Consider the following 22,749-nt stretch of genomic DNA (forward strand, 5'->3'; position numbering starts at 1 on the left):
GCTGGCGGCTCGACCGGCCGCAATGGTCGAAAGTTCGCATCCCTCTACATCGAAAGCGCATGCTCGCGCATCCGATCAGGCAATGACCGGTTCTCCTGGTCAAGCGGTCGTGCGAGTAAGGAAAAGCGAGAGGCAGCTATGGGCGATGAAGCAACGTTCACCCTCGCGAATTGAATGGCCGTTTGCTGGGTGGATACGACGTATGACCGTCCAGACGACGGTACCGGCGAATATGGAGCGCTGCACGGCGCTGCTGGCTTGTTAGGAGTCGAAGGACTGCACGCTCAACGCGCTCACGGTCGGTCAATCACGGATGGAGGTGTCTCATGGACACTAAAGGTCTGCTCGTCAGGTTGGAAGTCAAGGCCGGCTACGACGACGCCAGGGCGGAAGACGTCCTGCGCTCGGCTCTCGCGAAGGGTCGGGCGGAACCCGCAACGACCGCATGGTTCGCTATCAGATTGGGGCGATCGGAGTACGGCATCTTCGACGTGTTCCCAGACGATGCCGGCCGCGAGGCGCATCTGGCGGGGCCAGTTATACAAGCGCTGTTGGATGCCGGCGGCAGCGTGTTTGCCGGGGCGCCGCAGATTCAGGAGTTCGACGTCCTGGCCGACAAGTTGCCTGCAACATCATCGGGCGAGCCGGTCACGAAGGCGCTGCACCTCACGTTCAAGGCAAAGACGGGCCATGAGTCGCAGGTCGCGCAGTTCCTTCGCGACGCGCAAGCACCCGTGGAGCAGGAACCCAAGACCGTTGCCTGGTTTGCCATCCGACTTGACGACAGTCACTTCGGCATCTTTGACGTCTTCCCTGACAACGGCGGTCGGTTTGCGCACCTGACGGGTCATGTTCCTCGGGAACTCGCCAGGCATTCGCTGTCATTGCTGGGCAGCGTGCCGGATATCGGAATGCACGACGTGGTCGACACAAAATGGGCCGACCAGTCTGCGGGGGCGCGGTGAAGGGTAAGCAGACGGCGAACGAGGCCTGATAGGAAATCCGTGAGCGTCCTATGAGAACTTAAACGATAGACGGTTGGTGGAGTAAGACGTGTGGTGCGACGGTCTAGTCACGTAGAGCGTCGTGCCGCCGGTACTACCAGGCGGTGGGTCTTCAACGCTCACCCATCAAGGAGTAGAGACATGAAATCAAGTCCGTCAAATCGCCGTGAAGTCCTGAACGTGTCGGGTCAGCTGATCGTGAGTGCAGCGCTGCTGCTACTGTCATCCGGTACGTTTGCGCAAGCCGCACCGGACCCTGGTGTGCATCAGGTTACGCGCGCTGAAGTCAGGCATGAACTGGAAGAGCTGGCGTCGGTCGGCTATCACCAACCTGTGGGTAACAACCCGTACTACCCAGGCGACATCCAGGCGGCGGAACAACGCGTCGAGGCAAAACATCAGGCGCAAAAGAGCGCGTCAATGGCTGGTCACAAGGCAGACGTGAAAATCGCGCCGTGATTGCGATAGATGAGGCGTTGTGCAGGTGTTCAGGGGTTGCCGGCGGATCGAATCAGTAGTTCGAGCCGCCAGTCAGGTCTGTCAGCGCACGCGCGACTCTTTTGCCGTCCGCTTTGACGACTTTTTTCCATCGCTTTCCACGCCGCGATCCTCTGCGTAATTGCCATTGCGGCAAACTAACGCAATTTGTGAACGTGGTTGCATTGGGGCAGGTGGGCTCACCCGGCCCTGCTCAGATATGTCGTCAGTGGCGGTTGAATGGCGAACAAGTCGTTCGCGCCGAACCACGGAACATATAAGAGTGCGACACGCGGAATAAATCACGGCTCGCAGGAGTTATGTTTGATGGCGGCGCTATCGGTGCCGCATTTGCCATCTCGACTTTAACCCTGACCCAAGTCTGGCGACGGAACGTACAGCGCATCAGCCACTGTCGGTGTCACCAAACAGAACGCTCAAACCTGTAGGAGTTCAGAATGAACAAGTCTCGCATCCTTTCCACTTTATTCATCGTCTTCGCGCTTGCACTTTCGTCTTTGGCATCCGGCTGCTCGTCGGAAAGTGGCGCAGGTATGTCCAACGCGGGCAGCAGCGGAGGAAGCGCAGGCGGCTACTGACCGGTTGCCTGCGCGGCGGGCGTGCTTCGAGCTGCGGGCCGCCGTTAACGACTGGGGACGCGATGCGCATAGTCGCCCTGTGTTCCACGTTCTCTTTACGAAATGTGAACACGCGGGCGACAGATTGCGCTGACGCCGCGCCGATGGCCTGCTCGGGCTTCGGCAGCGCGGCGGCATTTCGTAAGGAAACACAGCGTAACAATCCGATGCGGAAACTGGGGCCCGCAAGCGGAATAACGTCGGCCGGCGGCGCGTCTTATCTTCAGCAGGTCCGCGTCGTCGTGCACATCTTCACATGCGAATTCACTCTCCGGCAACGCGCTCTGCGAGGCGAACCGATGGGGCCTTCACGGTGTCGACGCGGCGGTCCGCGTCGTGGTACCGGACCGTCGAGCAGGATGGATTCATGCGTAACATTATTGGACTCGGAATGGTGCTTTGCAGCTGTGTCGCGTGCACGACGCCGGTGGCGTCGCAGCCCGTTCCGGCTGTTCCGCTGAACGACACGACGACCACGTCGGCCGTGTCGCACACGTGCCGCATGGTCAACGGCGCGGCGGATATCGATGGCGTCACACAGAACCTATCGGGCCTTGCGTGCAAACAGCCCGACGGCACCTGGCAGATCCAGCAGCAGGACACGGGCGTCGATATGAGCGACGCTTACCCGCCGCCCCCGTATCCGTACTACCCATACTACGACTCGTGGTTGTATGGGCCGCCTGTGGCGTTCGGCTTCGGCGGGTCGTTCGTCTTCGTCGATCGTTTTCATCACTTCCATCATATGGATCATGTCCACTTCGGACCGCGTGGCGGCTTCCGCGGCGGCTTTCACGGAGGGGGCGGCTTTCACGGAGGGGGCGTCTTCCATGGGGGAGGCGGTTTTCATGGGGGCGGCGGGGGGCACCGTTAGCCCATGGCCTCATACTCGCGGCTCATCCCCTTACGCCCGCGCCGGGTGACGCCGGCTACATCAAGCAGGGTGTGTCATTACCCTGGATGCCTCCACAGGATCGAGAAGGTGCGCGCCTGATAAATGAGATAAGTCTCGCTGAAAAAAGTGACATTGGCCCGGATTGCTCCCTGATAAGTCATCTTGAGCTATCTATCGCCGCCATGAAAGAAGTAGGTGCGGACACGAAACAATTCGAGACATTCTGCGGGCTAATGTTTCAGGGCGTTTCGCCGACCCAAGCTATGCGCGAATGTGATGTTCCTAAACACGTCCAGGATTTCGTTCTGACTTCTTTGCGCGTTGCGCTGACAGGAAGTCTGGAAGAGGTAGCTGCGTACTTCTTTTTCGGACGAGAAGATGTCGTTCCAGGAACGTTCGAGCGTCTGAAAGCCGCCCTGGACGGGCAAACTGAGATCACGTACTTTAAGCATTACCTCAACCGGCATATCGAACTGGATGGCGGCGAGCATGGACCTGCAGCCCTCAACATCCTGCTGAAGCAGGTTGGAAATGATCGAGGCCGTCAAGAGCGAGCAATCAAGTACGCGGTATCGGCTATCGAAGCACGCATTAAATTGTTCTCGGGTATAGAACTTTCGCTGGCGGCGCCCAGGAGGTAATCTAGTGTGACCGATGGGCAAATCGCCGCGCCCGGTGTAGCGCACCAGCCGCGACCAGTACCTGTTCAGGTATGCCAGTGCCTCGCCCAGCGCCGTCTTCGGCGGGACCGTGGGCAGCGTGGTGTCCAGCCACGCCTTGATGTGTGGCGCCTCGCCACCCCACCGGCAGCCTCAACCTGACACCCGGCGCGAACCTCAGCAATCATCTGGACATCTGCAGCTTTTCCTTTCGATCGGACTCGCGCCTTGACAGGAAGAAACTCAAGGCTGCCTTTCGCAGCCTGTCGGTCCCGCTATTGAGAGCCAAGGGAATCGTCTGGCTGGACCACGAGTCCTCACCGCAGGAACTCCACGTGGTCGGCGGCCGCATTCTGATCACGCCATTTTCAGGCAACGCAGCAGCCGGATCGACGATCGTCCTGATCGGACGTTTTACCGATGAAGACGAGTACGCGGTGAAGCGTTGCCTCGATAGTACGCTAGCGGTGAACCCGCGCTAGCGTGCCGCAGCCTCTCGACGAGGCACAGCCACTCACGCACTCCATCCAAACCAGGGCCGCTGCACCAGGCGAAACCAGTGCACTGGCCCTACCGTCAAGCCCCGGCAAAACCTACACTTTTCACGAGAGGTCGCCGCTTAGGCGACATCACGAGACTGACCCAAAATCATTGAGCAGGAGACATGCATGGCCACTACACAAGCGTCCGCCCCTATGGTTACCGCGGAAACGCTCGCTGCATTTTCCGACGCGTTCAACCGTCACGACGCGAACGCGCTGATGACTTTCATGACCGAAGACTGCGTGTTCGACGCAGCGGGCGGAAGCGAAGTATATGGTGCGCGTTTCGTCGGCCGCGACGCTGTACGCGCAGCATTCGAAGCGGTCTTCAAAACCTTCCCGGATGCACATTGGGGAAAGGGTCGTCACTATGTCATCGGTGAACGCGGTGTGTCCGAATGGGTGTTCTCCGGCACGCATGCGGAAGGCTGGCGGATCGAAGCAGAAGGTTGCGACCTCTTCGAGTTTCGTGATGGACTGATCGCGGTCAAGCGTGCCTTCCGCAAGGAACGTCCGAAGCAGAACGTTTGATACCGACGAGGAGCTTCGCATGGAACACAGTGTTATCACACGGGCCGGCGAGGGCTTGTCTGCGGGACGGGACAGCGCCACGCAATATGATCCGACCTACGACCCGCTGGTGTCGCCAGGACCGGGGCAAGGCAAACAATACGCACCGACCTACTGGGTCGCGACCGCCGGTACGCCGCCGCCCGATGATGGGCCGATCACGAAAGATATCGACGTGGACGTTGCGATCATCGGTGGGGGCTATACCGGGCTTGCAACCGCGCTTTGTCTGGCCCGCGAGCATGGCATCAAGGCCGTGGTTCTCGAGGCCAACAGGACAAGTTGGGGTTGCAGCAGTCGCAATGGCGGACAAGGCCAGAATGCTTCGGGACGGTTGTCGCGCTCCCAATGGATCGAGCGATGGGGTAAAGACGTCGCGTTGAAAATGCACGACGAGATCCAGGAGGGCTTCGACAATTTCAAGTCACTGGTGACCGAAATCGATTGCGATCCGCAGCCAGGCGGGCACTTTCTGATTGCGCACCGGCCGCGCATGATGGCGAAACTCGCCGCCGAAGCAAAAGTCTGGAAGGACGTATTCGGTTACCCGTCCGAGCTTTTCGATCAGGCAACGTTTCGCCGCGAGTTCGTCAACGATTCCGAAGCGGCTGGCGCGCTGCATGAACCTGAGGGTATCGGCATCCATGCGTTGAAGCTCGCGTTTGGCTATCTGCGGCTGGCGCGCGAAGCGGGAGCCAGGGTGCACCCCGCGAGCCCGGTGATCGGGTGGGAAACCATCAACGGCGTTCATCATCTGCGCACACCGGGTGGCATCGTGCGGGCGCGAGCTGTCGGTATCGCGACCGGCGCGTATACGGCACAGAACCTCCATCCTTCGCTGACTAGCCGCGTAATGCCGATCCTGTCCAATTCGATGGTGACGCGTCCGCTCACGCAGCAGGAAATCGCCGCATGCAATTTTCGCACGACGCAGGTTCTCACCGACACCCGCACCTTGCGTTTCTACTATCGCTTCCTGCCGGATAACCGGTTGCAGATCGGCAGCCGTAGCGCGATTACCGGTGCCGATGCGCCGAACTCCCGCCATTACGATCTGCTCGTCGAAGGGATGGGCCGCAAGTTCCCCGCATTGCGTGGTGTTGCGATCGACTACTCGTGGTGGGGCTGGGTGGATGTGAGTCACGACATGATGCCGCGCGTCTGTCAGCCGGATCCGAAGCAGTCGGTCTATTACGCACTGGGCTACGGCGGCAACGGCGTGTCGTATTCGCAGCAGGCGGGCCGCCGGCTCGCCGAACGGATCGCCGGCAAAGGCGCGAAGCAGACGCTGCCGATTTTTACTTCACCGTTGCCTGGCCATCCATTCGCACCATTCCGTCGAATCGGACAACGGATGCTCTATCAGTTGTATTTCCGGCGCGACGAGAAGCCTTGAGCGCGGCCTGCGTACCGCGCCACACGCGGTACGCCACTCACCACTGAATGTGCTCCATGCACCAGGCACGGTGCAGACGGGCTAATCTGCAGGTTCAGTCATCAGAGAAAACAACATGCAGCGAGGCGCGCAAGCGCCTTCGCTCGATCCGGAATTGACGGCACCCGAGTGCAGGCACTGCATACGCAGAATCGTACCGCCGGCGCCGAAATAAACAGGATGTGGAGGTGACATGCAACCATCGATGAATAGAACTGAATTGAAGACTGGGCTCAAGCAGCGCCACATGACGATGATCGCGCTTGGTGGTGTGATCGGCGCGGGACTCTTTGTCGGCAGTGGCGTCGTGATTCAGCAGGCCGGCCCGGCTGCCGTGCTATCGTTTTTGATCACCGGCGGCCTGATTGTGCTGGTCATGCGCATGCTCGGAGAAATGGCGTGCGCGATGCCGGCGGTCGGCTCGTTTTACGAATACGCGCGCCTGGCCTTCGCCGGTAAGCGCGGGCCCGGCGAGCTTGCCGGCTTCTTGACCGGCTGGATGTACTGGTATTTCTGGGTGATCGTCGTTGCAGTCGAGGCGGTGGCCGGTGCGAAACTCGTGCAATTCTGGCTACCGGATACGCCCGCGTGGGCGATCAGTCTTGTGTTGCTGGTGGTGTTGACCGCGACCAACCTGATCTCGGTTGGCAGCTACGGGGAGTTCGAGTTCTGGTTTGCGTCCATCAAGGTCGCCGCGATCATCGTGTTTCTGTTCCTTGGGGGCCTGTATGTGCTGGGGCTGTGGCCTGCGTCGATGCACACGACCGCTGTGATGCCCACGCTGCTGTCGCACGGTGGGCTAATGCCGAAGGGGATTGGCCCGGTATTGAGCGGTGCAGTCGCTGCGACGGGCTTTTACTTCGGTGCCGAGATCGTCACCATCGCGGCTGCCGAAGCCCATGAACCGGTCAAGGCGGTGGCCAAAGCCACTAACTCGGTGATTACGCGCGTCCTGTTTTTCTATGTCGGTTCAATCCTTCTCGTGGTTGCGCTGGTGCCCTGGGATTCTCCGAAAATGGCCACGCCGTATGTCAGCGCGCTCGAAGCGATGGGTATCCCAGCCGCTGCGAACGTCATGAATGCGATCGTGTTGACCGCGGTGCTGTCAGCCCTCAATTCCGGCCTCTATGCCGCGTCGCGGATGATTTTTGCGCTGACCCGTCATGGCGACGCGCCTGCCGCCCTCGCGAAAGTGAACCGCCGCGGCGTGCCCGTTCGCGCGATCCTCATCGGCACCTTGTTTGGCTACGTGTCGGTCGTCATGTCGTATGTCTCCCCCGACACGGTTTTCGCCTTCCTCGTCAATTCATATGGCACGGTGGCCATCTTCGTCTATGTGCTGATCGCGTTGTCACAACTGAAGCTGCGCGCCCGGCTCGAACGTGAGGCGCCACAAACGCTGCGGGTGAGGATGTGGTGCTACCCGTACCTGACCTGGTTCGCGATCATCGGCATGATCGGCATTCTGGTAGCGATGGCGTTCATACCGGATCAGCGTACTCCGCTGTGGCTTGGGGTCGTGAGTCTCGGCGTGCTGCTCGTGGCGTATGTGTGGCGAGCCCGAACAAGCAAGGCCACCTCCGCTGAACCGGAATTCGTGGACTATCGTCCGCACCACCATTGAAGCCTGGGTCACACGTGGTGTTTGCAGCGCGGCGGTTGTCGCCCGTGACAATCGCTGCGCATCAACGTCAGGCGGGAGGCGCGCGCCGCTGTGTCCTTTTCTACTTTGGCGTCGCCGTCGCCGCAGGCTGCAGTAGCGGTCCAATGCGCACGGCGGTTTCCTTTAATTTCGGTACCGCTTTCAGAAGATCTTCGAGACTCGCACGTGCCGTGGGTGCATGCACCGCCAGGGCCGCGAGCACACGGCCATCCTCGACGTTGCGGACCGGCACCGCGATCGCCACCATGCCGCGCACGAATTCCTCGTTGTCGACTCCGATGCCACGCACAGCGAGCCGGTCGAGTTCCGCTTCAAGCAGGTCTGCATCGGTCAGGGTGCGATAGGTCATCTGTTTGAGTTGCAAACGCCGGATAGCGAGCCCGCGCTCGGCCGGCGCCATCTGTGACAAAAACAGCTTGCCGCTCGCGGTGCAGTGCAACGGCACGCGCGTGCCCGGTTGCATGTGCAGCCGCAAGGGCTCAGTCGTCTCGACGCGCTCCACGTAGAGCACGGTATCGCCGTCGAGGACGGTGAGATTGCAGGTCTCACCGAGCGCATCCACGAGCGTGCGCAGCAACGAGCGGCAAGCGCGGGTAAACGTGCTGTTCGCGAGCGTGGTCAGCGCGAGCTGGGCGGCGCGTGGACCGAGTGCGATGGCGCGGTCGGCGCCGCGCGAGTCGGGCATGTGTGTGACGTAACTCCGTGCTTCGAGCGCGTCGATCAGGCGCATCAGCGTCGCCTTCGGAATCAGCAGACGTGAGGATAGCTGAGAGAGCGAAAACGGATGTCCCGCAGCCGCGAGCTGCTCCAGCACGTTGAGGGCACGCAGCACGCGGGTGTCGTCGGCGGGTTCGTGAGGAGGGGAGGGGGGACGCGCGATGTCTCTCATTTGCCTTCCCGAGGCGGATGAAGGTGAAGGCAGCCCGAACGGATCAGTGACAACCCGGATGGGCGCATTCGAACGGCATGAAAAGTGAAACAAAAAAGTCGGTTTGTGTATCGGATTACTCAATCGTAACCGTATTCTCTTGAGTTAGAAACAGTCATCAAATAAATTGGTATGAAATCTACCGATTTTTATAAGCAAGACATGAGGACGGAGACATCATCCATGACACGCAGTTTCGACTACGTCGTCGTCGGCGCGGGATCGGCCGGCTGTGTACTGGCCAACCGCCTTTCGGAAAGCGGCCGCTACTCGGTGTGCCTGCTCGAGGCCGGTCCGCCTGACCGCTTTCTGTGGATCCATATCCCGATCGGTTACGGCAAGACCATGTTTCATCCGGTCTACAACTGGGGCTTTTACACCGACCCGGACCCGAACATGCTCGATCGCAAGCTGTATTGGCCGCGCGGCCGCACGCTGGGAGGCAGCAGTTCGATCAACGGACTGATCTACATTCGCGGCCAGAAAGAGGATTACGACCACTGGGCGGCGCTTGGAAATCGCGGCTGGAGCTGGAAGGAGTGTTTGCCTTACTTCCGGCGGCTCGAACACAACGAACTGGGCCCGTCGCCGACACGCGGCGTCGACGGGCCGTTGTGGGCATCCACGATCAAGCAACGCCACGAGCTCGTGGATGCGTTCATCGCGGCATCGAATCGCCTGGGCATCCCAACGGTCGACGACTTCAATCAGGGCGATCAGGAAGGCGTCGGCTACTATCAGCTGACAACGCGGCACGGCTGGCGTTGTTCGACTGCGGTGGCTTACCTGAAGCCCGCACGCAGCCGTCCGAACCTGCATATCGAGACCGATGCGCTGGCGTCCAAAATCCTCTTCGAAGGCACGCGTGCGACGGGGGTTCGATACGTGCGGCACGGCAAGGTGATGGAGATACGCGCGAATCGCGAGGTCGTGCTGACGGCAGGCGCGCTGCAGTCGCCGCAATTGCTTCAGGTCTCGGGGGTCGGGTCGGCGAAGCTGCTCAACGATTTCGGTATTCCGGTGGTCGCCAATCGGGCGGGCGTCGGCGAGAACCTGCAGGACCATCTGCAAGTGCGCCTGACCTACGAAGTGACCCGGCCTATCACGACGAACGATCTGCTGCACTCCTGGACGGGGCGCGCGAAGATGGGCCTGCAATGGGCGCTCTTTCGTGAAGGGCCGCTTTCGGTCGGCATCAATCAGGGCGGCATGTTCTGCCGCGCATTGCCGGACGAAGCGAAAACGCCTGACATCCAGTTCCACTTCTCGACGCTTTCGGCCGACACCGCCGGCGGTGACGTCCACTCGTTTCCCGGCTGCACCTATTCGATCTGCCAGTTGCGGCCGGAGTCGCGCGGCGTGGTACGGATCCGCTCGAACGACATGCGCGATGCGCCGTCCATCCAGCCGAATTATCTCGACACCGATCTCGATCGCCGCACGACAGTCGCGGGGGTGCGTTTCGCGCGCCGGGTGGCCGCCACCGAGCCGATGGCATCGCTGATGAAACGCGAGGTGCTCCCGGGCCCCCAGTCGCAAACCGACGACGAACTGCTGCACTTTTGCCGCGAATACGGCCAGACGATCTTTCATCCGTCGGGCACCGCGAAGATGGGCGTAGCGAGCGATCCGGGCGCGGTGGTCGATGAACGATTGCGCGTGTACGGCACGCAGGGGTTACGCGTGGTCGATTGCTCGATCATGCCGACGCTGGTCTCGGGTAATACCAATGTGCCGATCGTGATGGTCGCCGAGAAGGCGTCCGACATGATGCTCGAGGACGCGCGCGTCGACGCTCGACAAGTCGAAGAAGTACAGCCGCTGAGCGTGGCGGCCCACCACTGAAGCGTCGGCAATGAAGCAGAAGCAATGAAGGGAAATCAAAGCAAGAGGTAAAACGAGCGGTGCCTGCGTGGCTGCATTCGAGGTCCATAAAAGCAGCGTGCAGGTAGCGGAGTTCGCGCCCCGGAGGAGACAGAAAGGGGCTTCGGTACGTGCGGCGTCGTGAGGACGGCCCACGGCCACTATCGGAGGAAGCGTCATGGCAATCGATAAGCGGATTGTGCGTCGCGTTGCGTTTGCGAGCGTGATCGGTGCGACGGTCGAGTGGTACGACTTTTTTCTATACGGTGTCGTTGCAGGCATTGTGTTCAACAAGCTGTATTTTCCCGCCCACGACCCCCTGGTCTCGACGATGCTCGCCTACGGCACGTTCGCCGTGGGCTTCGTCACGCGGCCGCTTGGCGGTGTGATCTTCGGTCACTTTGGCGACAAGGTCGGACGCAAGTCCGCACTGATCTGTACGCTCATCATCATGGGGATATCAACGGCAGGGGTGGCCTTCGTTCCGACGTTCAATCAGATTGGCGTCTGGGCGCCGATCCTGCTGCTCACGCTGCGCGTGCTGCAGGGCATTGGGTTGGGCGGCGAATGGGGCGGCGCGGTGCTGATGGCTTACGAATACGCACCGCCAGAGCGCCGCGGCCTGTACGCGAGCCTGCCTCAGATCGGTTTGTCGATTGGCTTGTGCCTTGCCTCAGGTGTCGTCGCGAGCATTTCACATTTGCTGCCGGAAGCGGCTTTCCTCTCGTGGGGCTGGCGGGTCGCGTTCGCCGTTTCGCTCCTGCTCGTGGTCATCGGACTCTACATCCGCCTCAAGGTCATGGAGACGCCTGAGTTTCTCGCGCTCAAGCGAAATCGTCGCGAGGTGAAAATTCCGTTCTTCGACATGATCACGCGCTATCGCAGTTCAGTACTGCTCGGCATGGGCGCGCGCTGGATCGACGGCGTGTTTTTCAATATCTTCGCCGTGTTCATGATTGGCTACCTCACGCAACGTCTTTCGATGAGCCGTACCGAAGCACTCACTGGCGTCATGATCGCGGCCATGGTGATGTGCTTCTTCATTCCGCTCTTCGGGAGAATGTCGGATCTGATGGGACGCGCGCGGGTGTTCCGCTGGGGTTCGCTTATCTGCGGCCTCTCGGTGTTGCCGGCGTTCTGGCTGATGGAGAGTCAGGCCGGCAATACGGTGGCGGTCTGGCTCGGGATCGTGATTCCGTTCGGCGTCTTCTACGCGATGGTCTATGGGCCGGAAGCGGCGCTTTTCGCCGAACTCTTTGACCCTGAGGTGCGCTATACCGGCATCTCGTTCGTGTACCAGTTCTCGGGCATCTTCGCGAGTGGCCTCACGCCGATCATCGCGACGGCGCTCCTGCGTATGAACGGCGGCAAGCCCTGGCTCGTGTGCGCCTATGTGGTGTTCTCGGCACTGCTGTCGGCATGGTCAGCCTGGGCGATGGAACGGCGTGCGAAAACCTTCGATGCGGTGGCGACCGCTCGTTGACGGTGTGGGCCGTCATTACCGCAAATGCAGAGCAAACACACTGAAGCGCGGAGGAGAACAAAGTGACTGATATCGTGACTGGCAAACCCGACAGAATGGTCGCGGTACGCAGCGCTTTTGGCATCGATTCGAGCCTGATGGTGCCCGCCTTCAGCGAGCGTGACGATCATGTGCCGGAGATCGACGAGGTCTACCGCTTCAATCCGGAGGTGACACTGGCGATTTTGGCCGGCTTTAGCCGCGACCGCCGGGTCATGGTACAGGGCATGCACGGTACCGGGAAGTCGACTCACGTCGAGCAGGTCGCAGCCCGGCTCAACTGGCCGTGCGTGCGCGTTAATCTCGATGGCCATATCAGCCGTCTCGACCTGGTCGGCAAGGACGCTATCGTCGTGCGCGACGACCTGCAGGTGACCGAGTTCCAGGAGGGGATCGTGCCATGGGCATTGCAACGCCCGGTCGCGCTGATCTTCGACGAATACGATGCGGGCCGCCCGGATGTGATGTTCGTGATCCAGCGCATCCTGGAGCGCGACGGGAAGTTCACGCTGCTCGATCAGAACCGCGTGATCCACCCGCACCCGTACTTCCGCATGTTCGCGACCACCAACACGGTGGGTCTGGGTAACCTGAACGGTTTGTATCACGGCACTCAGGTGCTGAATCACGCACAGATGGACCGCTGGAATGTGGTGGCCACACTCAACTACCTGCCGCGTGCGGAAGAAGCCGGTATCGTGCTCGCGCGCGTGCCGGAGCTCGCCGACGAAGCGGGGCGCGCGCTGATCGAATCGATGGTGAGCGTGGCCGAACTGACGCGCAAGGGCTTCGCGAGCGGAGACCTGTCGACGCTGATGTCGCCGCGCACGGTGATCAACTGGGCGGAGAACTGCCTGATCTTCCGTGATCCCGCGATGGCCTTTCGTCTGACTTTCCTCAACAAGTGCGACGAGGCTGAGCGGTCGATCGTGGCCGAGTATTTCCAGCGCTGCTTCGGCCGGGAGCTGGACGCCGTGGCCGGCCGCGAAGACCTCGCACCGGGATCCCACCGATGACTTCTGACCGGCAGGCGCTCCGCCGCGCGGAGCAACGAGAGGCCCTGTGCGCGGCGGCTGCGCGCGCGCTCACAGGCGACGCCGCGCTGCATTACCGTGACGGCCGTTTGTGCCGCGACCTGCGGCCGCTGCCGTTGCACGCGCCGCACCTGCGCACGAACCCACAGGTGGACGACTTCGCTTCCCTGCGCGGCGCCGCCGACGGCGCGGCCTTGCGCCTCATGCATTCCGACCCGCAGCTGCACAGCCAGCTATGCCCCGGGGATCAGGTCGAGCGGCTCGTGTTTGAACTGCTGGAGCAAGTGCGTTGCGAAACGCAGACGCCACCTGGCATGCCGGGCCTGATGCAGAATCTGCGCGACCGGTTTGAGGCCTGGTCGCGCGACTTCTATCGCTCCGGGCTTGCTGAGGACCATCTGGGCATCCTCCTGTACACGGTGGCGCAGATTTCCTGGTCGCGCCTCACGGGCTGGCCTGTGTTGGAAGACACCGAGGACCTGATCGAAGCCACGCGCGCGGCCATCGTGCCGGCGCTTGGCGTGTCGCTGGCCGGCTTGCGCCGGCATCGCGCGGAGCAGGGCGCGTTCGCGGTCCATGCGCTCGAACTGGCGCGACTGGTGGGCGAGATGGTCCGTGCCGCCCGTGCGGAGCAGGTGCAGGCGCAGGATGATCTGCAAGACACCGACGACGACAAAGCGCGCACGGCGTTTTCGCTATGGTTCGATGTCGAGGACAACGAACATGAGGACATGGCCATTGCGCTCACCGGCGACAACCGCGTGACTGGCGCATCGGACCAGGGCTATCGTGCCTATACCACGCGCTATGACCGCGAAATCTGTCCCGGTTCGCTGGTCCGCAAGGCGTTGCTCAGTGAGTTTCGTGAGCGCCTCGACGAGCGCATCGCCGCGCTGGGCGTCAATGTGGCCCGGCTGGCACATGCGCTGAAGGCGGCGCTTGCGATTACCCAACGCGACGGCTGGTCGTTCGGCGAAGAGCACGGCCGCATCGACGGGCGGCGCCTCGCGCAACTGGTCAGTTCGCCGGCCGAGCGGCGCCTGTTCCGGCTGGAACGGCACACGCCGTTGGCCGACTGCGCGGTGAGCTTTCTGATCGACTGCTCGGGGTCGATGAAAGCGCATATCGAGCCGGTTGCCATCATGGTGGATGTCCTCACGCGCGCGCTCGATCAGGCCGGCGTGACCACCGAGGTACTGGGTTTTACCACCGGCGCCTGGAACGGCGGGCGGGCCCGGCTCGACTGGCTGGCGCAGGGCAGGCCGCGTCATCCGGGGCGGCTCAATGAAACGTCTCACCTCGTGTTCAAGGACGCGGCGACGAGCTGGCGAAGCGCCCGCGCGGATATTGCCGCGCTCTTCAAGGCTGACCTGTTTCGTGAAGGCGTGGACGGCGAGGCGGTCGACTGGGCCTGCGCACGAATGCTCGCTCGTGCGCAGGCCAGGCGGATACTGATCGTGATCTCGGACGGCAGTCCCGTGGATAGCGCGACCGCCCAGGCCAACGACGCCTACTATCTCGACAATCATCTGAAGGAAGTGGTGGCGCGTCACGAAGCCTCGCGGGACGTGGAAGTACTGGGCCTCGGTGTCGGCCTCGATCTCAGTTCGTATTACCGCCGCTGCCTGGCCGTGGACCTGTCGGTGCCGCCGGATATGAAGCTATTCGCCGAGTTCGTCGGATGGATTGGCGCGCGCGCCGGCAGGCCGCCGTCCGGTAGCGGATCCCGCGCGGCCTCACTGTGATAGCTGGTGCAGGGAAGACAGAATGAGACAGCAACCGATCACCACCAGCACGCCGAACGCGACGCGTCGCGTTGCCACGGCCGAAAGCGGCGGCGGGTAGTGGCGTGCCGCGATCGTTGCCAGCGCTACCACCGGTACGGCCAGCGTGGCCTGCATCCATGTATCGGCGCCGAGTTGTCCGTTGCAGGCGCTGAACAGCGTGCGAGTCGTCGAGGTCACCGTGAAGACGAGAATCAGCGCATATCGGATCTGTACCACCGATAACGGCTGGCGGTAGAACTGGAAAATCAGGGGCGGTCCGGACACGCCGAACATGCCGCTGAGCAGGCCGCCGAACATGCCGCTCACGAAGAAGCTGCGGTCACCCGAGCGTTCCCGCAGTGGGGCCGGGCGCAATGCGGCGCTCAAGCCTCTATAGAGGACCACCGCGCCCAACAGCAATTGCAGAAGACCGGAGGCCGCGCCGCTCAGGTAGTTGAGCAGCAGCACGCCCGCGACCACGGAGGGCAGAATACCCAGGGTTGCGGCGCCAACCGCGCGCCAGTCGATGTGATGCAGCTTGCCGGGCAGCGCGACCGCGCTGTTGGCCAGCGATACGAGGCTCACCAGCGCGGCAACGCTGGCCACGGGTGCCAGGTTCATGCCGCTGGCCGCCCCCATTACGATCATGCCGAGACCGAAGCCGGTGACGGTCTGGAAATAACTCGCGGTCCCCATCAAGGCGAGCAGGGGCAACACTTTCTCCATGGGCATCACGCGTGCGGAGCCGTTTGCGTTTTCACGAGTTCGGCTGCCGTTTGTGCCTGTACGCAGGTCACCGCGATCACATAGTAGACGTCGTCGGCGCTGCAGCCGCGCGAGAGATCGTTGGCCGGCTTTTTCAGGCCTTGCAGCAAGGGGCCGATGGCCTTTGCGCCGCCGATGCGCTCAGCCAGCTTGTAGCCGATATTGCCGGCTTCCAGGCTGGGGAAGATCAGCACGTTCGCGTGACCTTGCACCTGCGAATGCTCGATCTTGCGCATGGCGATTTCGGAAACGATCGCTGCGTCGAGTTGTACGTCACCATCGATCGCGAGGTGCGGACGCGATGCCCTTACCTGGCGCGTCGCTTCCACGACCTTGTCGACCGCCGCGTGCCGAGCGCTGCCGCTGGTCGAGAACGACAACATGGCCACGCGCGGCTCGTCCATCAGCAGGCTTTGCGCGCTATCGGCCGCCGCCATCGCGATCTCGGCCAGTTCGCCGGCATCGGGATCCACGACGAGCCCACAGTCGGAAAAGATCAAACCACCCTTGAGCGTGTGGAAGGGTTCGCACAGCATCATCAGAAAGAAGCTGGACACCAGCTTGAACGACGGATGGATGCCGATGATCTGGATCGCGGTGCGGACCACGTCGGCGGTCGTATAGACCGAGCCGGCCACTGAGCCGTCGGCGTGACCGAGTCTCACCATTAGATTGGCGAAGCACAGGGGCTTGAGGATTTCGAGTTTCGCTTCGTCCAGCGTCATGCCTTTCTTGCTGCGAAGCGCAAAGAGCGCCTCGGCAAAGGATGCGGCAAGCGGTGAGGTTGCCGGGTCCACTACCTCGATGCCGGAGAGGTCGACGCCCTCGCGCGCGGCGGCTTCATGGATGCCTGCAGCGGCGCCCACCAGCACGATCCGGGCAATGCCTTCGCGGGTGGCCCGCTGGGCCGCTTGCAGCATGCGCGGCTCTTCTGCCTCGCTCAGCACGATGCGCCTCGGCGAGGTGCGGGCGCGTTCGATGATACGGTTGATTGCTTTCATGGGATGGGGGCAGCCACTGTTGCCGAACGACGCAGCGAATAAAAAGGCCGGAAACGGCGGGGAAGCCCCGTTTCCGGCCTGCCGGGCTCAGGCGGTCTTCCCTCCTGAGCCCGGACACCCAGACAACAGGTGAATCAGACGTAGTCCTTGTACTTGTCGAGCAGACGTACCGGCTTGGCCAGCGCATCGCGGCGGAACGGGTCGCCGAGTTCGCGGGTGCACATGATCTCGATGATGGTGGTCTTGCCGTGGTTCATCTGCAGGTCGATAGCGCGCTTGAGTGCCGGGCCCACATCTTCCAGATTGTCCACGACGATGCCTTCCGCCCCCATCGCGCGCGCGATCTCCGCAAAACTCTGGTTATCGAGCTCGCCGGCAACGAAGCGGCGGTTGTAGAAATCCACCTGGTTCTTCTTTTCCGCGCCCCACTGGCGGTTGTGGAAGACCACGGCGGTGACCGGAATGTTGTGACGCACGCAGGTCATGGTTTCCATCAGACTCATGCCCCATGCACCGTCGCCAGCGTAGGAAACGGCCGGACGATGGGGCGCGGCGACCTTGGCGCCGATGATGGTCGGGAATGCGTAGCCACAGTTGCCCCAGCTCATCGCGGCGAAGAAGCTGCGCGGCTTGTTAAACCGCAGGTAGCTGTTTGCCACGGAGTTGATGTTGCCGATGTCAGTGGAGACCATCACGTCTTCGGGCATGGCCTTTTCCAGCTCGCGCAGTACCTGGCGGGGATGCAGGTAGCGGCCGCCGCCGGGCGTGCGCTCGTGACTCTGCTCTTCGATCATGTCGAGACTGTAGGGGTCGCGCTCATGGGTCCAGCCGACGAGCTCCTTCTCCCAGGCGGCCTTTTCGGCGGCGATCTGGCCGGCGCGCTCCTCGCGTGACGCGTCGCAGGCGAGGGTACGCCCGGCGAGGCGCTGGGTGAGGGCGACGGCGGCGGCTTTCGCGTCGCCACAGATGCCCACGGAGATCTTCTTCACCAGACCGAGCATCTTGTGGTCGGCATCGATCTGGATGATCCTGGCGTTCTGGGGCCAGTAGTCCATGCCATGCTGAGGCAGCGTGCCGAATGGTCCCAGCCGCGAGCCGAGGGCGATGACGACGTCGGCGCGGGCGATCAGCTTCATGGCGGCCTTGGACCCCTGGTAGCCGAGCGGTCCGCACCACAGCGGATGGTTGGCGGGGAAGGAGTCGTTATGCAGGTAGCTGTTGACGACAGGGGCACCCAGGCGCTCGGCGAGCGCCTTGCACTCCTCAATCGCATCGGCCATGACGACGCCGCCGCCCGAAATGATGACGGGGAATTTCGCCTGCGCGAGCAGTTCGGCGGCTTCGTTCAGGCGTTGATCGCCGCCCGGGCCACGGTCCAGACGTTGCGGCTGCGGAATCTCAGCCTTGATCTGGCCGTAGAAGTAGTCGCGCGGGATATTGAGCTGGGTGGGGCCCATCTCGGCCTGGGCACGGTCAAAGCAACGGCCGGTGAACTCGGCCATGCGTGCGGGGTGAGTGACGTGGCCCTGGTACTTGGTGAACTCCTGGAACATGGGGAGCTGCTTCGCTTCCTGGAAGCCGCCCAGGCCGATGCCCATGGTACCCGCCTCGGGCGTGATGATGACCACGGGGCTGTGCGCCCAGTAAGCCGCGGCGATGGCGGTCACGCAGTTGCTGATGCCCGGGCCGTTCTGGCCGATGACCACGCCGTGCCGGCCTGACACGCGAGCGTAGCCGTCGGCCATGTGGCCGGCGCCCTGTTCGTGCACCACGGGGATGAGGCGGATGCCGGCGGGGGCGAAGATGTCCATGGCGTCCATGAACGCGGAGCCCATGATGCCGAACATGTCGGTCACGCCGTTGGCGGCAAGGGTTTCGACAAAAGCTTCCGAGGGGGTCATGGCCTGCGGGCCGCTGATGGGGGTGTGATCGCTCATGAGGGCTGTCTCCGGTCTCTAATAAAAACGGAACGAATGGTTCCGAAAAATGAGTGTCTGTCTGAAATGTAGGGCAATCATGCTGTGATGGTCAAGAGATATAATTCAGAAAACGGTATGTTTTGTACCTTAAATGAAATCTCCGACCGGGTCAGCTCCACGGCAACGAATACGTCTTCACGTTGGTGAAACTTTTGATCGCTTCCTGCACGCCTTCCTTGTAGCCAAGCCCGGAATCCTTGATCCCGCCGAACGGCGTCAATTCGAGCCGGTAACCGGGCACCTCGCGCACATTCACACTGCCGACCTCCAGCTCGGCAATAAACCGTGTGATGTAGTCAACCCGGTTCGTACACACCGACGAAGACAAACCATAGTCGGTCGAATTAGAAATACGAATCGCGTCATCAATATCGCGAAAGCGGATCACCGGCGACACCGGTCCGAAGGTTTCGTACTTGACGAGTGGCATGTCGGGCGTGACGTGATCGACGACGGTCGGCGAGTACAGCGCACCGTCGCGGATGTTGCCGTACAGCAGTTTCGCGCCGCGGCTCACCGCATCGTTGACCTGCGCTTCGAAGAACGCTGCCGCGGGCTCGTCGATGACGGTGCCCATGTCCGTGTCCGGATCGGCGGGATCGTCGTAACGTATTGCGCGGGTCTTTTCCACGAGCAGTTCGACAAAACGGTCGGCCACCGCCTCATGCACGAGCATCCGCTTGATCGCCGTGCAGCGCTGCCCGGAGTTTTTGTAAGAGCCCGAGACGGCGAGTGTGCTGGCCTCTTCCAGATCAGCGTCTTCCATCACGATGATCGGATCGTTGCCGCCGAGTTCGAGTACGGCGCGTCGATAACCCATCTTGCTGGCGATGTATTTGCCGATCGGCACGCCGCCCGTAAATGTAATCAGATCCACGTGCACATTGGTAATCAGCTCGTCGGCGATCTCCTTCGGGTCGCCCGTGATGACCTGAAGCATTTGCGGCGGCAGGCCGGCCGCGTAAAGAATGTCCGCGAGCAGGTACGTGGACAGCGGCACCTTTTCAGACGGTTTGACGACGATACGGTTGTTGGTCGCGATCGACGGCACGATCTTGTGCGCGACCTGATTCATCGGATGGTTGAACGGGGTGATCGCGGAGATAACACCCAGCAGAGGATCGCGCTGCGTATAAACCCGACGTTTCTTGCCGTGTGGGGTGAGATCGCAGGAAAACACCTGGCCGTCGTCCTAAAGCGCTTCATTTGCGCCGAAGGTCATCACGTCGCTGACGCGGCCTGCTTCGTACAGCGAGTCCTTTTTGCAAAGGCCTGACTCGGCAGTGATCAGATCGGAGATTTCTGCGGTGCGCTCACGGACGATTTCCGCCGCGCGCCGCAGAATCTGCGAGCGCTCGTAACGCGTAAGCTGCGCACGATATCCGTGCGCCCAGGCGAAGGCGTGCTGCACGTCGGCGAGCGTCGCCTTTGGCACCGTGCCGACCAGTTCGCCGTTGTAGGGATTTAAAACCTCGATGAGCTCCGCGCGCCGGATCCTTTCTCCGCCGATGCGCAGGGATTCATGACGAACCTGCAACGACGGCCGTATTTCCACGATGGGGTTCATACTGTCTCCAGCGATAACAGACAGCTGAAGTATTGCCGACGGAACAGACAAACGAGTAGTGCCAGCTTGCGTCAATCGCTGAGTCCACGTTTCTCCCAGGGCGGTGTACGGCGGTAGATGGAGGCGCGAGCCACGCGATACCTCAACGTGTTTAGGGCCCGGACTTATGCCGGCTCCCTCGTTGCGCCTGGCGCGGATGTAGTCCCTGCTGATCAGGTTCCTCCGCACCCGAAAAATGATTGACGCTGCTCAACTGGCGAACGCAGAAAACGCCGTCAGTACGGAGCGCGGGCGCGTCACGCTGAGACGAGAATCCCTTCACTGGAAAGACAGCGAAAAAGTGTTTCAAATGCAAATGAATCTGGCGACGCAGGCAGATCAACCCTGATTGGCTGACCGATTTCCCTGCTGGCGTAGGCGAGCAGGGTGTGCGCGATACCGCTACGGCGATAGGCAAGTTCCACGTGGACATTCAGCAACGTTGCAACCGCATTCACGGAATCGTCGTCAATGCCGATACGTAACTCACCGACAGGTTCATCGTGGTGATATGCCACTGCGCGTGTGCAATCTTCGTCAAACACAATCTGAATAACGCGATCACATCGATCCTTGAACACGATCACGCGCATGACTCTCTTCTCCCGATGACGGTAGGCGATATGGATTGGTGATCCTTTGCGATCAAACTCTGCCCTTCCAGGGGACTAGCACTCGCTCGAGGTGACGCATCAACAGGTCAAAGCATAAAGCAAAGAAGCCGATGACGATAATGCCCATGATCACCACGTCGCTGGCAAGGAACTCGGCAGCATTGAGTACCATGAAGCCGAGGCCGCTCGTCGATGCCACCATTTCCGCGGCCACGAGTGTCGTCCAGCCGACGCCGATGCCGATCCGCATGCCGGTGAAGATCTCCGGCAACGCAGACTTCAGGATCACATAAAGGACCACCTGCGTGCGCGAGGCGCCCATCGAATAGGCCGCGTGAATCTGCTCGATCGACACGGAACGTACGCCGGATCGCGCGGCGATGGCCAGTGGCGCGAAGATGGCCAGATAGATCAGAAAGACCTTGGAAAATTCGCCGATGCCGAACCAGATGATGATGAGCGGCAAATAGGCGAGCGGCGGAAGGGGCCGATAGAATTCGATCGGCGGATCGAATACGCCACGCGCAAAGCGCGACACCCCCATCATGACCCCGATCGGAATTGCGGTCACGCAGGCGAGCGCGAAGGCGCCGAAGACGCGCAGCAAACTGATGCCAGTATGCTGCGCGAGCGTCGAATTGGCGAAGCCTTCCGTGGCGACATAGATAAACTTCGCATACACGGCTTGAGGCGATGGCAGAAAGAGCGGCTTGATCCAGTGAAGGTTGGTTGCGGCAAACCACAGCCCGAGGAACGCGGCGACCGTCACAAGGCTCGTGACGATGCTGCTGCCCTGGCCGGGCACGCCGAATGTGTCGCCTGGCTTGGCGGGCTTCTTGGCGAGAAGCCGTGGACGACGACCCGGCGTGCGCGGCGGCTCGATTGGCATGTCGGATCCCAGCGGCGCGTGATGGCCGTGTGCAAGTACATGAGACCGTTTTGAACTAAACATGCGTCACCTCGGCTTCGGCAGCGTGCATTTTTTCGTCGCCGTAAATAATGCTGAGCACACGCTCGCGCATTTCGATGAAATCGGGACTCGACTTGATCGCACGCGCGTCGCGTGTCTCAAGAAAACGTCGATTGAAATCGAGCTCGTAAGTGTGGGTGATGCGTCCGGGACGGGGCGACATCACGATCAGGTGGCTTGCCAGGAATAGCGCTTCCTCGACGCTGTGGGTGATGAAGAAGAACATCTTGCTGGTCTTGGTCCAGACGTCGAGCAGCAGTTCCTGAATCGTTTCGCGGGTTAGCGCATCGAGCGCGGCCATCGGTTCGTCCATCAGCAGCATGGCCGGGTCGCAGGTCAGCGCGCGGGCGATGCCGACACGCTGCTGCATCCCGCCGGAGAGCTGATAGATCATGTGCTTGTGGAAGTCCTGCAAGCCCACCAGCGCGAGATTGCGCACCGCAATCTCGCGTCGCTGCGTTTTCGGCACCCCCTGAAGTTTCAGGCCGAATTCGGCGTTATCGATCACGTTGAGCCACGGCAGCAGCGCGTGCTTCTGGAACACCACGCCACGGTCGGCGCCCGGTCCCGCAATCGGCGTGCCGCCCAGCAGCAACTCCCCACTGGTCGGCGCGATGAAGCCAGCCATGAGCGACAGCAGCGTGGTCTTGCCACAGCCCGATGCACCCAATGCGACGACGAAGTCCCCCGAATTGATTGTCAGATTGATGTTGTCGAGCGCGTGCACAGTCTGGCCCGCACTGCGCCCGGGAAAGACCACGCTCACATTCTTGACTCTCATGCTTTCCATACTGCCTCCTGATTCGACGGAACCGGCC

At 61.6% G+C, this 22,749-nt stretch carries 20 protein-coding genes and 2 pseudogenes; 13 read left to right on the forward strand and 9 right to left on the reverse strand.

Annotated elements, in window-relative coordinates:
- Positions 1-353: 353 nt before the first annotated feature.
- From P3T23_RS34025 to P3T23_RS34045, 5 genes are all read left to right on the forward strand, one after another.
- A complete protein-coding gene (locus tag P3T23_RS34025) occupies positions 354-965 on the forward strand; it encodes a putative quinol monooxygenase (RefSeq protein ID WP_429320464.1) in 612 nt (203 codons plus the stop codon).
- A 180-nt stretch (positions 966-1,145) separates the two neighbouring features.
- Positions 1,146-1,463 (forward strand): DUF4148 domain-containing protein, encoded by a 318-nt coding sequence (locus tag P3T23_RS34030; protein ID WP_429320465.1) that lies wholly within the window; start codon positions 1,146-1,148, stop codon positions 1,461-1,463.
- A gap of 476 nt (positions 1,464-1,939) precedes the next feature.
- Complete coding sequence (locus tag P3T23_RS34035) at positions 1,940-2,080, forward strand: hypothetical protein (protein WP_172163275.1); 141 nt, start codon at positions 1,940-1,942, stop codon at positions 2,078-2,080.
- A 406-nt stretch (positions 2,081-2,486) separates the two neighbouring features.
- Positions 2,487-2,993 (forward strand): hypothetical protein, encoded by a 507-nt coding sequence (locus P3T23_RS34040; RefSeq protein ID WP_429320466.1) that lies wholly within the window; start codon positions 2,487-2,489, stop codon positions 2,991-2,993.
- Between the two features lie 71 nt (positions 2,994-3,064).
- Positions 3,065-3,655: a DUF3050 domain-containing protein gene (locus tag P3T23_RS34045; RefSeq protein WP_429320467.1), complete on the forward strand. Its 591-nt coding sequence runs from the start codon at positions 3,065-3,067 to the stop codon at positions 3,653-3,655.
- Between the two features lie 24 nt (positions 3,656-3,679).
- Here P3T23_RS34045 and P3T23_RS34050 read toward each other — a convergent pair.
- A pseudogene (locus tag P3T23_RS34050) lies at positions 3,680-3,796 on the reverse strand (IS66 family transposase); the annotation flags it as partial.
- 2 nt (positions 3,797-3,798) lie between these two features.
- Between P3T23_RS34050 and P3T23_RS34055 the strand changes: the two are divergent.
- The 4 genes from P3T23_RS34055 (at position 3,799) to P3T23_RS34070 (ending at position 7,844) form a co-directional block, all read left to right on the forward strand.
- Entirely contained in the window at positions 3,799-4,155 is a 357-nt protein-coding gene (locus tag P3T23_RS34055) for a GTP-binding protein (protein WP_429320468.1), read from the forward strand.
- A 186-nt stretch (positions 4,156-4,341) separates the two neighbouring features.
- Positions 4,342-4,746: a nuclear transport factor 2 family protein gene (locus P3T23_RS34060; RefSeq protein ID WP_429320469.1), complete on the forward strand. Its 405-nt coding sequence runs from the start codon at positions 4,342-4,344 to the stop codon at positions 4,744-4,746.
- Between the two features lie 19 nt (positions 4,747-4,765).
- A complete protein-coding gene (locus P3T23_RS34065) occupies positions 4,766-6,181 on the forward strand; it encodes an NAD(P)/FAD-dependent oxidoreductase (protein WP_429320470.1) in 1,416 nt (471 codons plus the stop codon).
- 232 nt (positions 6,182-6,413) lie between these two features.
- A complete protein-coding gene (locus P3T23_RS34070) occupies positions 6,414-7,844 on the forward strand; it encodes an amino acid permease (RefSeq protein ID WP_429320471.1) in 1,431 nt (476 codons plus the stop codon).
- A gap of 100 nt (positions 7,845-7,944) precedes the next feature.
- Here the strand turns inward: P3T23_RS34070 and P3T23_RS34075 are convergent, their stop codons facing one another.
- Positions 7,945-8,772, reverse strand: a complete 828-nt coding sequence (locus tag P3T23_RS34075) for an IclR family transcriptional regulator (RefSeq protein WP_429320472.1) — start codon at positions 8,770-8,772, stop codon at positions 7,945-7,947.
- Positions 8,773-8,994: 222 nt separating this feature from the next.
- Here P3T23_RS34075 and P3T23_RS34080 point away from each other — a divergent pair, with 222 nt between their 5' ends.
- From P3T23_RS34080 to P3T23_RS34095, 4 genes are all read left to right on the forward strand, one after another.
- Complete coding sequence (locus tag P3T23_RS34080; RefSeq protein WP_429320473.1) at positions 8,995-10,656, forward strand: GMC family oxidoreductase; 1,662 nt, start codon at positions 8,995-8,997, stop codon at positions 10,654-10,656.
- Positions 10,657-10,852: 196 nt separating this feature from the next.
- Positions 10,853-12,157 (forward strand): MFS transporter, encoded by a 1,305-nt coding sequence (locus tag P3T23_RS34085; RefSeq protein WP_429320474.1) that lies wholly within the window; start codon positions 10,853-10,855, stop codon positions 12,155-12,157.
- Positions 12,158-12,219: 62 nt separating this feature from the next.
- The gene (locus P3T23_RS34090; RefSeq protein ID WP_429320475.1) at positions 12,220-13,212 is read left to right on the forward strand and encodes an AAA family ATPase; all 993 of its coding nucleotides are present in this window, start codon (positions 12,220-12,222) and stop codon (positions 13,210-13,212) included.
- Positions 13,209-14,975, forward strand: a complete 1,767-nt coding sequence (locus P3T23_RS34095) for a cobaltochelatase CobT-related protein (RefSeq protein WP_429320476.1) — start codon at positions 13,209-13,211, stop codon at positions 14,973-14,975. The genes P3T23_RS34090 and P3T23_RS34095 overlap by 4 nt, the downstream gene beginning before the upstream one ends.
- Here the strand turns inward: P3T23_RS34095 and P3T23_RS34100 are convergent.
- The 7 genes and pseudogenes from P3T23_RS34100 to P3T23_RS34130 all read right to left on the reverse strand — a co-directional run bounded on the left by P3T23_RS34100 (position 14,967) and on the right by P3T23_RS34130 (position 22,721).
- A complete protein-coding gene (locus P3T23_RS34100) occupies positions 14,967-15,728 on the reverse strand; it encodes a TSUP family transporter (protein WP_429320477.1) in 762 nt (253 codons plus the stop codon). The two genes, P3T23_RS34095 and P3T23_RS34100, sit on opposite strands and share 9 nt — an antisense overlap.
- The gene (pta, locus tag P3T23_RS34105) at positions 15,728-16,762 is read right to left on the reverse strand and encodes a phosphate acetyltransferase (RefSeq protein WP_429320478.1); all 1,035 of its coding nucleotides are present in this window, start codon (positions 16,760-16,762) and stop codon (positions 15,728-15,730) included. Before pta ends, P3T23_RS34100 begins: the two co-directional genes overlap by 1 nt.
- 134 nt (positions 16,763-16,896) lie before the next feature.
- Positions 16,897-18,699 (reverse strand): sulfoacetaldehyde acetyltransferase, encoded by a 1,803-nt coding sequence (gene xsc / locus P3T23_RS34110; RefSeq protein ID WP_429320479.1) that lies wholly within the window; start codon positions 18,697-18,699, stop codon positions 16,897-16,899.
- 151 nt (positions 18,700-18,850) lie between these two features.
- Positions 18,851-20,308, reverse strand: a pseudogene (gene phnY, locus P3T23_RS34115) (phosphonoacetaldehyde dehydrogenase).
- A gap of 296 nt (positions 20,309-20,604) precedes the next feature.
- Entirely contained in the window at positions 20,605-20,940 is a 336-nt protein-coding gene (locus tag P3T23_RS34120) for a GNAT family N-acetyltransferase (protein WP_429320480.1), read from the reverse strand.
- A gap of 52 nt (positions 20,941-20,992) precedes the next feature.
- The gene (locus tag P3T23_RS34125) at positions 20,993-21,850 is read right to left on the reverse strand and encodes an ABC transporter permease subunit (RefSeq protein ID WP_429320481.1); all 858 of its coding nucleotides are present in this window, start codon (positions 21,848-21,850) and stop codon (positions 20,993-20,995) included.
- A gap of 55 nt (positions 21,851-21,905) precedes the next feature.
- Entirely contained in the window at positions 21,906-22,721 is an 816-nt protein-coding gene (locus P3T23_RS34130; RefSeq protein ID WP_429320482.1) for a taurine ABC transporter ATP-binding protein, read from the reverse strand.
- Positions 22,722-22,749 lie beyond the last annotated feature (28 nt).

The organism is Paraburkholderia sp. GAS448, from assembly GCF_050435685.1.
Taxonomy (GTDB): domain Bacteria; phylum Pseudomonadota; class Gammaproteobacteria; order Burkholderiales; family Burkholderiaceae; genus Paraburkholderia.

Coding starts and splice junctions, on each gene's coding strand:
- P3T23_RS34075 (WP_429320472.1), bottom strand. CDS start 8,772: ATGAGAGACATCGCGCGTCCCCCCTCCCCTCCTCACGAACCCGCCGAC.
- P3T23_RS34080 (WP_429320473.1), top strand. CDS start 8,995: ATGACACGCAGTTTCGACTACGTCGTCGTCGGCGCGGGATCGGCCGGC.
- P3T23_RS34125 (WP_429320481.1), bottom strand. CDS start 21,850: ATGCCAATCGAGCCGCCGCGCACGCCGGGTCGTCGTCCACGGCTTCTC.
- P3T23_RS34040 (WP_429320466.1), top strand. CDS start 2,487: ATGCGTAACATTATTGGACTCGGAATGGTGCTTTGCAGCTGTGTCGCG.
- P3T23_RS34120 (WP_429320480.1), bottom strand. CDS start 20,940: ATGCGCGTGATCGTGTTCAAGGATCGATGTGATCGCGTTATTCAGATT.
- P3T23_RS34100 (WP_429320477.1), bottom strand. CDS start 15,728: ATGCCCATGGAGAAAGTGTTGCCCCTGCTCGCCTTGATGGGGACCGCG.
- xsc (WP_429320479.1), bottom strand. CDS start 18,699: ATGAGCGATCACACCCCCATCAGCGGCCCGCAGGCCATGACCCCCTCG.
- P3T23_RS34085 (WP_429320474.1), top strand. CDS start 10,853: ATGGCAATCGATAAGCGGATTGTGCGTCGCGTTGCGTTTGCGAGCGTG.
- P3T23_RS34130 (WP_429320482.1), bottom strand. CDS start 22,721: ATGGAAAGCATGAGAGTCAAGAATGTGAGCGTGGTCTTTCCCGGGCGC.
- pta (WP_429320478.1), bottom strand. CDS start 16,762: ATGAAAGCAATCAACCGTATCATCGAACGCGCCCGCACCTCGCCGAGG.
- P3T23_RS34095 (WP_429320476.1), top strand. CDS start 13,209: ATGACTTCTGACCGGCAGGCGCTCCGCCGCGCGGAGCAACGAGAGGCC.
- P3T23_RS34065 (WP_429320470.1), top strand. CDS start 4,766: ATGGAACACAGTGTTATCACACGGGCCGGCGAGGGCTTGTCTGCGGGA.
- P3T23_RS34070 (WP_429320471.1), top strand. CDS start 6,414: ATGCAACCATCGATGAATAGAACTGAATTGAAGACTGGGCTCAAGCAG.
- P3T23_RS34035 (WP_172163275.1), top strand. CDS start 1,940: ATGAACAAGTCTCGCATCCTTTCCACTTTATTCATCGTCTTCGCGCTT.
- P3T23_RS34060 (WP_429320469.1), top strand. CDS start 4,342: ATGGCCACTACACAAGCGTCCGCCCCTATGGTTACCGCGGAAACGCTC.
- P3T23_RS34030 (WP_429320465.1), top strand. CDS start 1,146: ATGAAATCAAGTCCGTCAAATCGCCGTGAAGTCCTGAACGTGTCGGGT.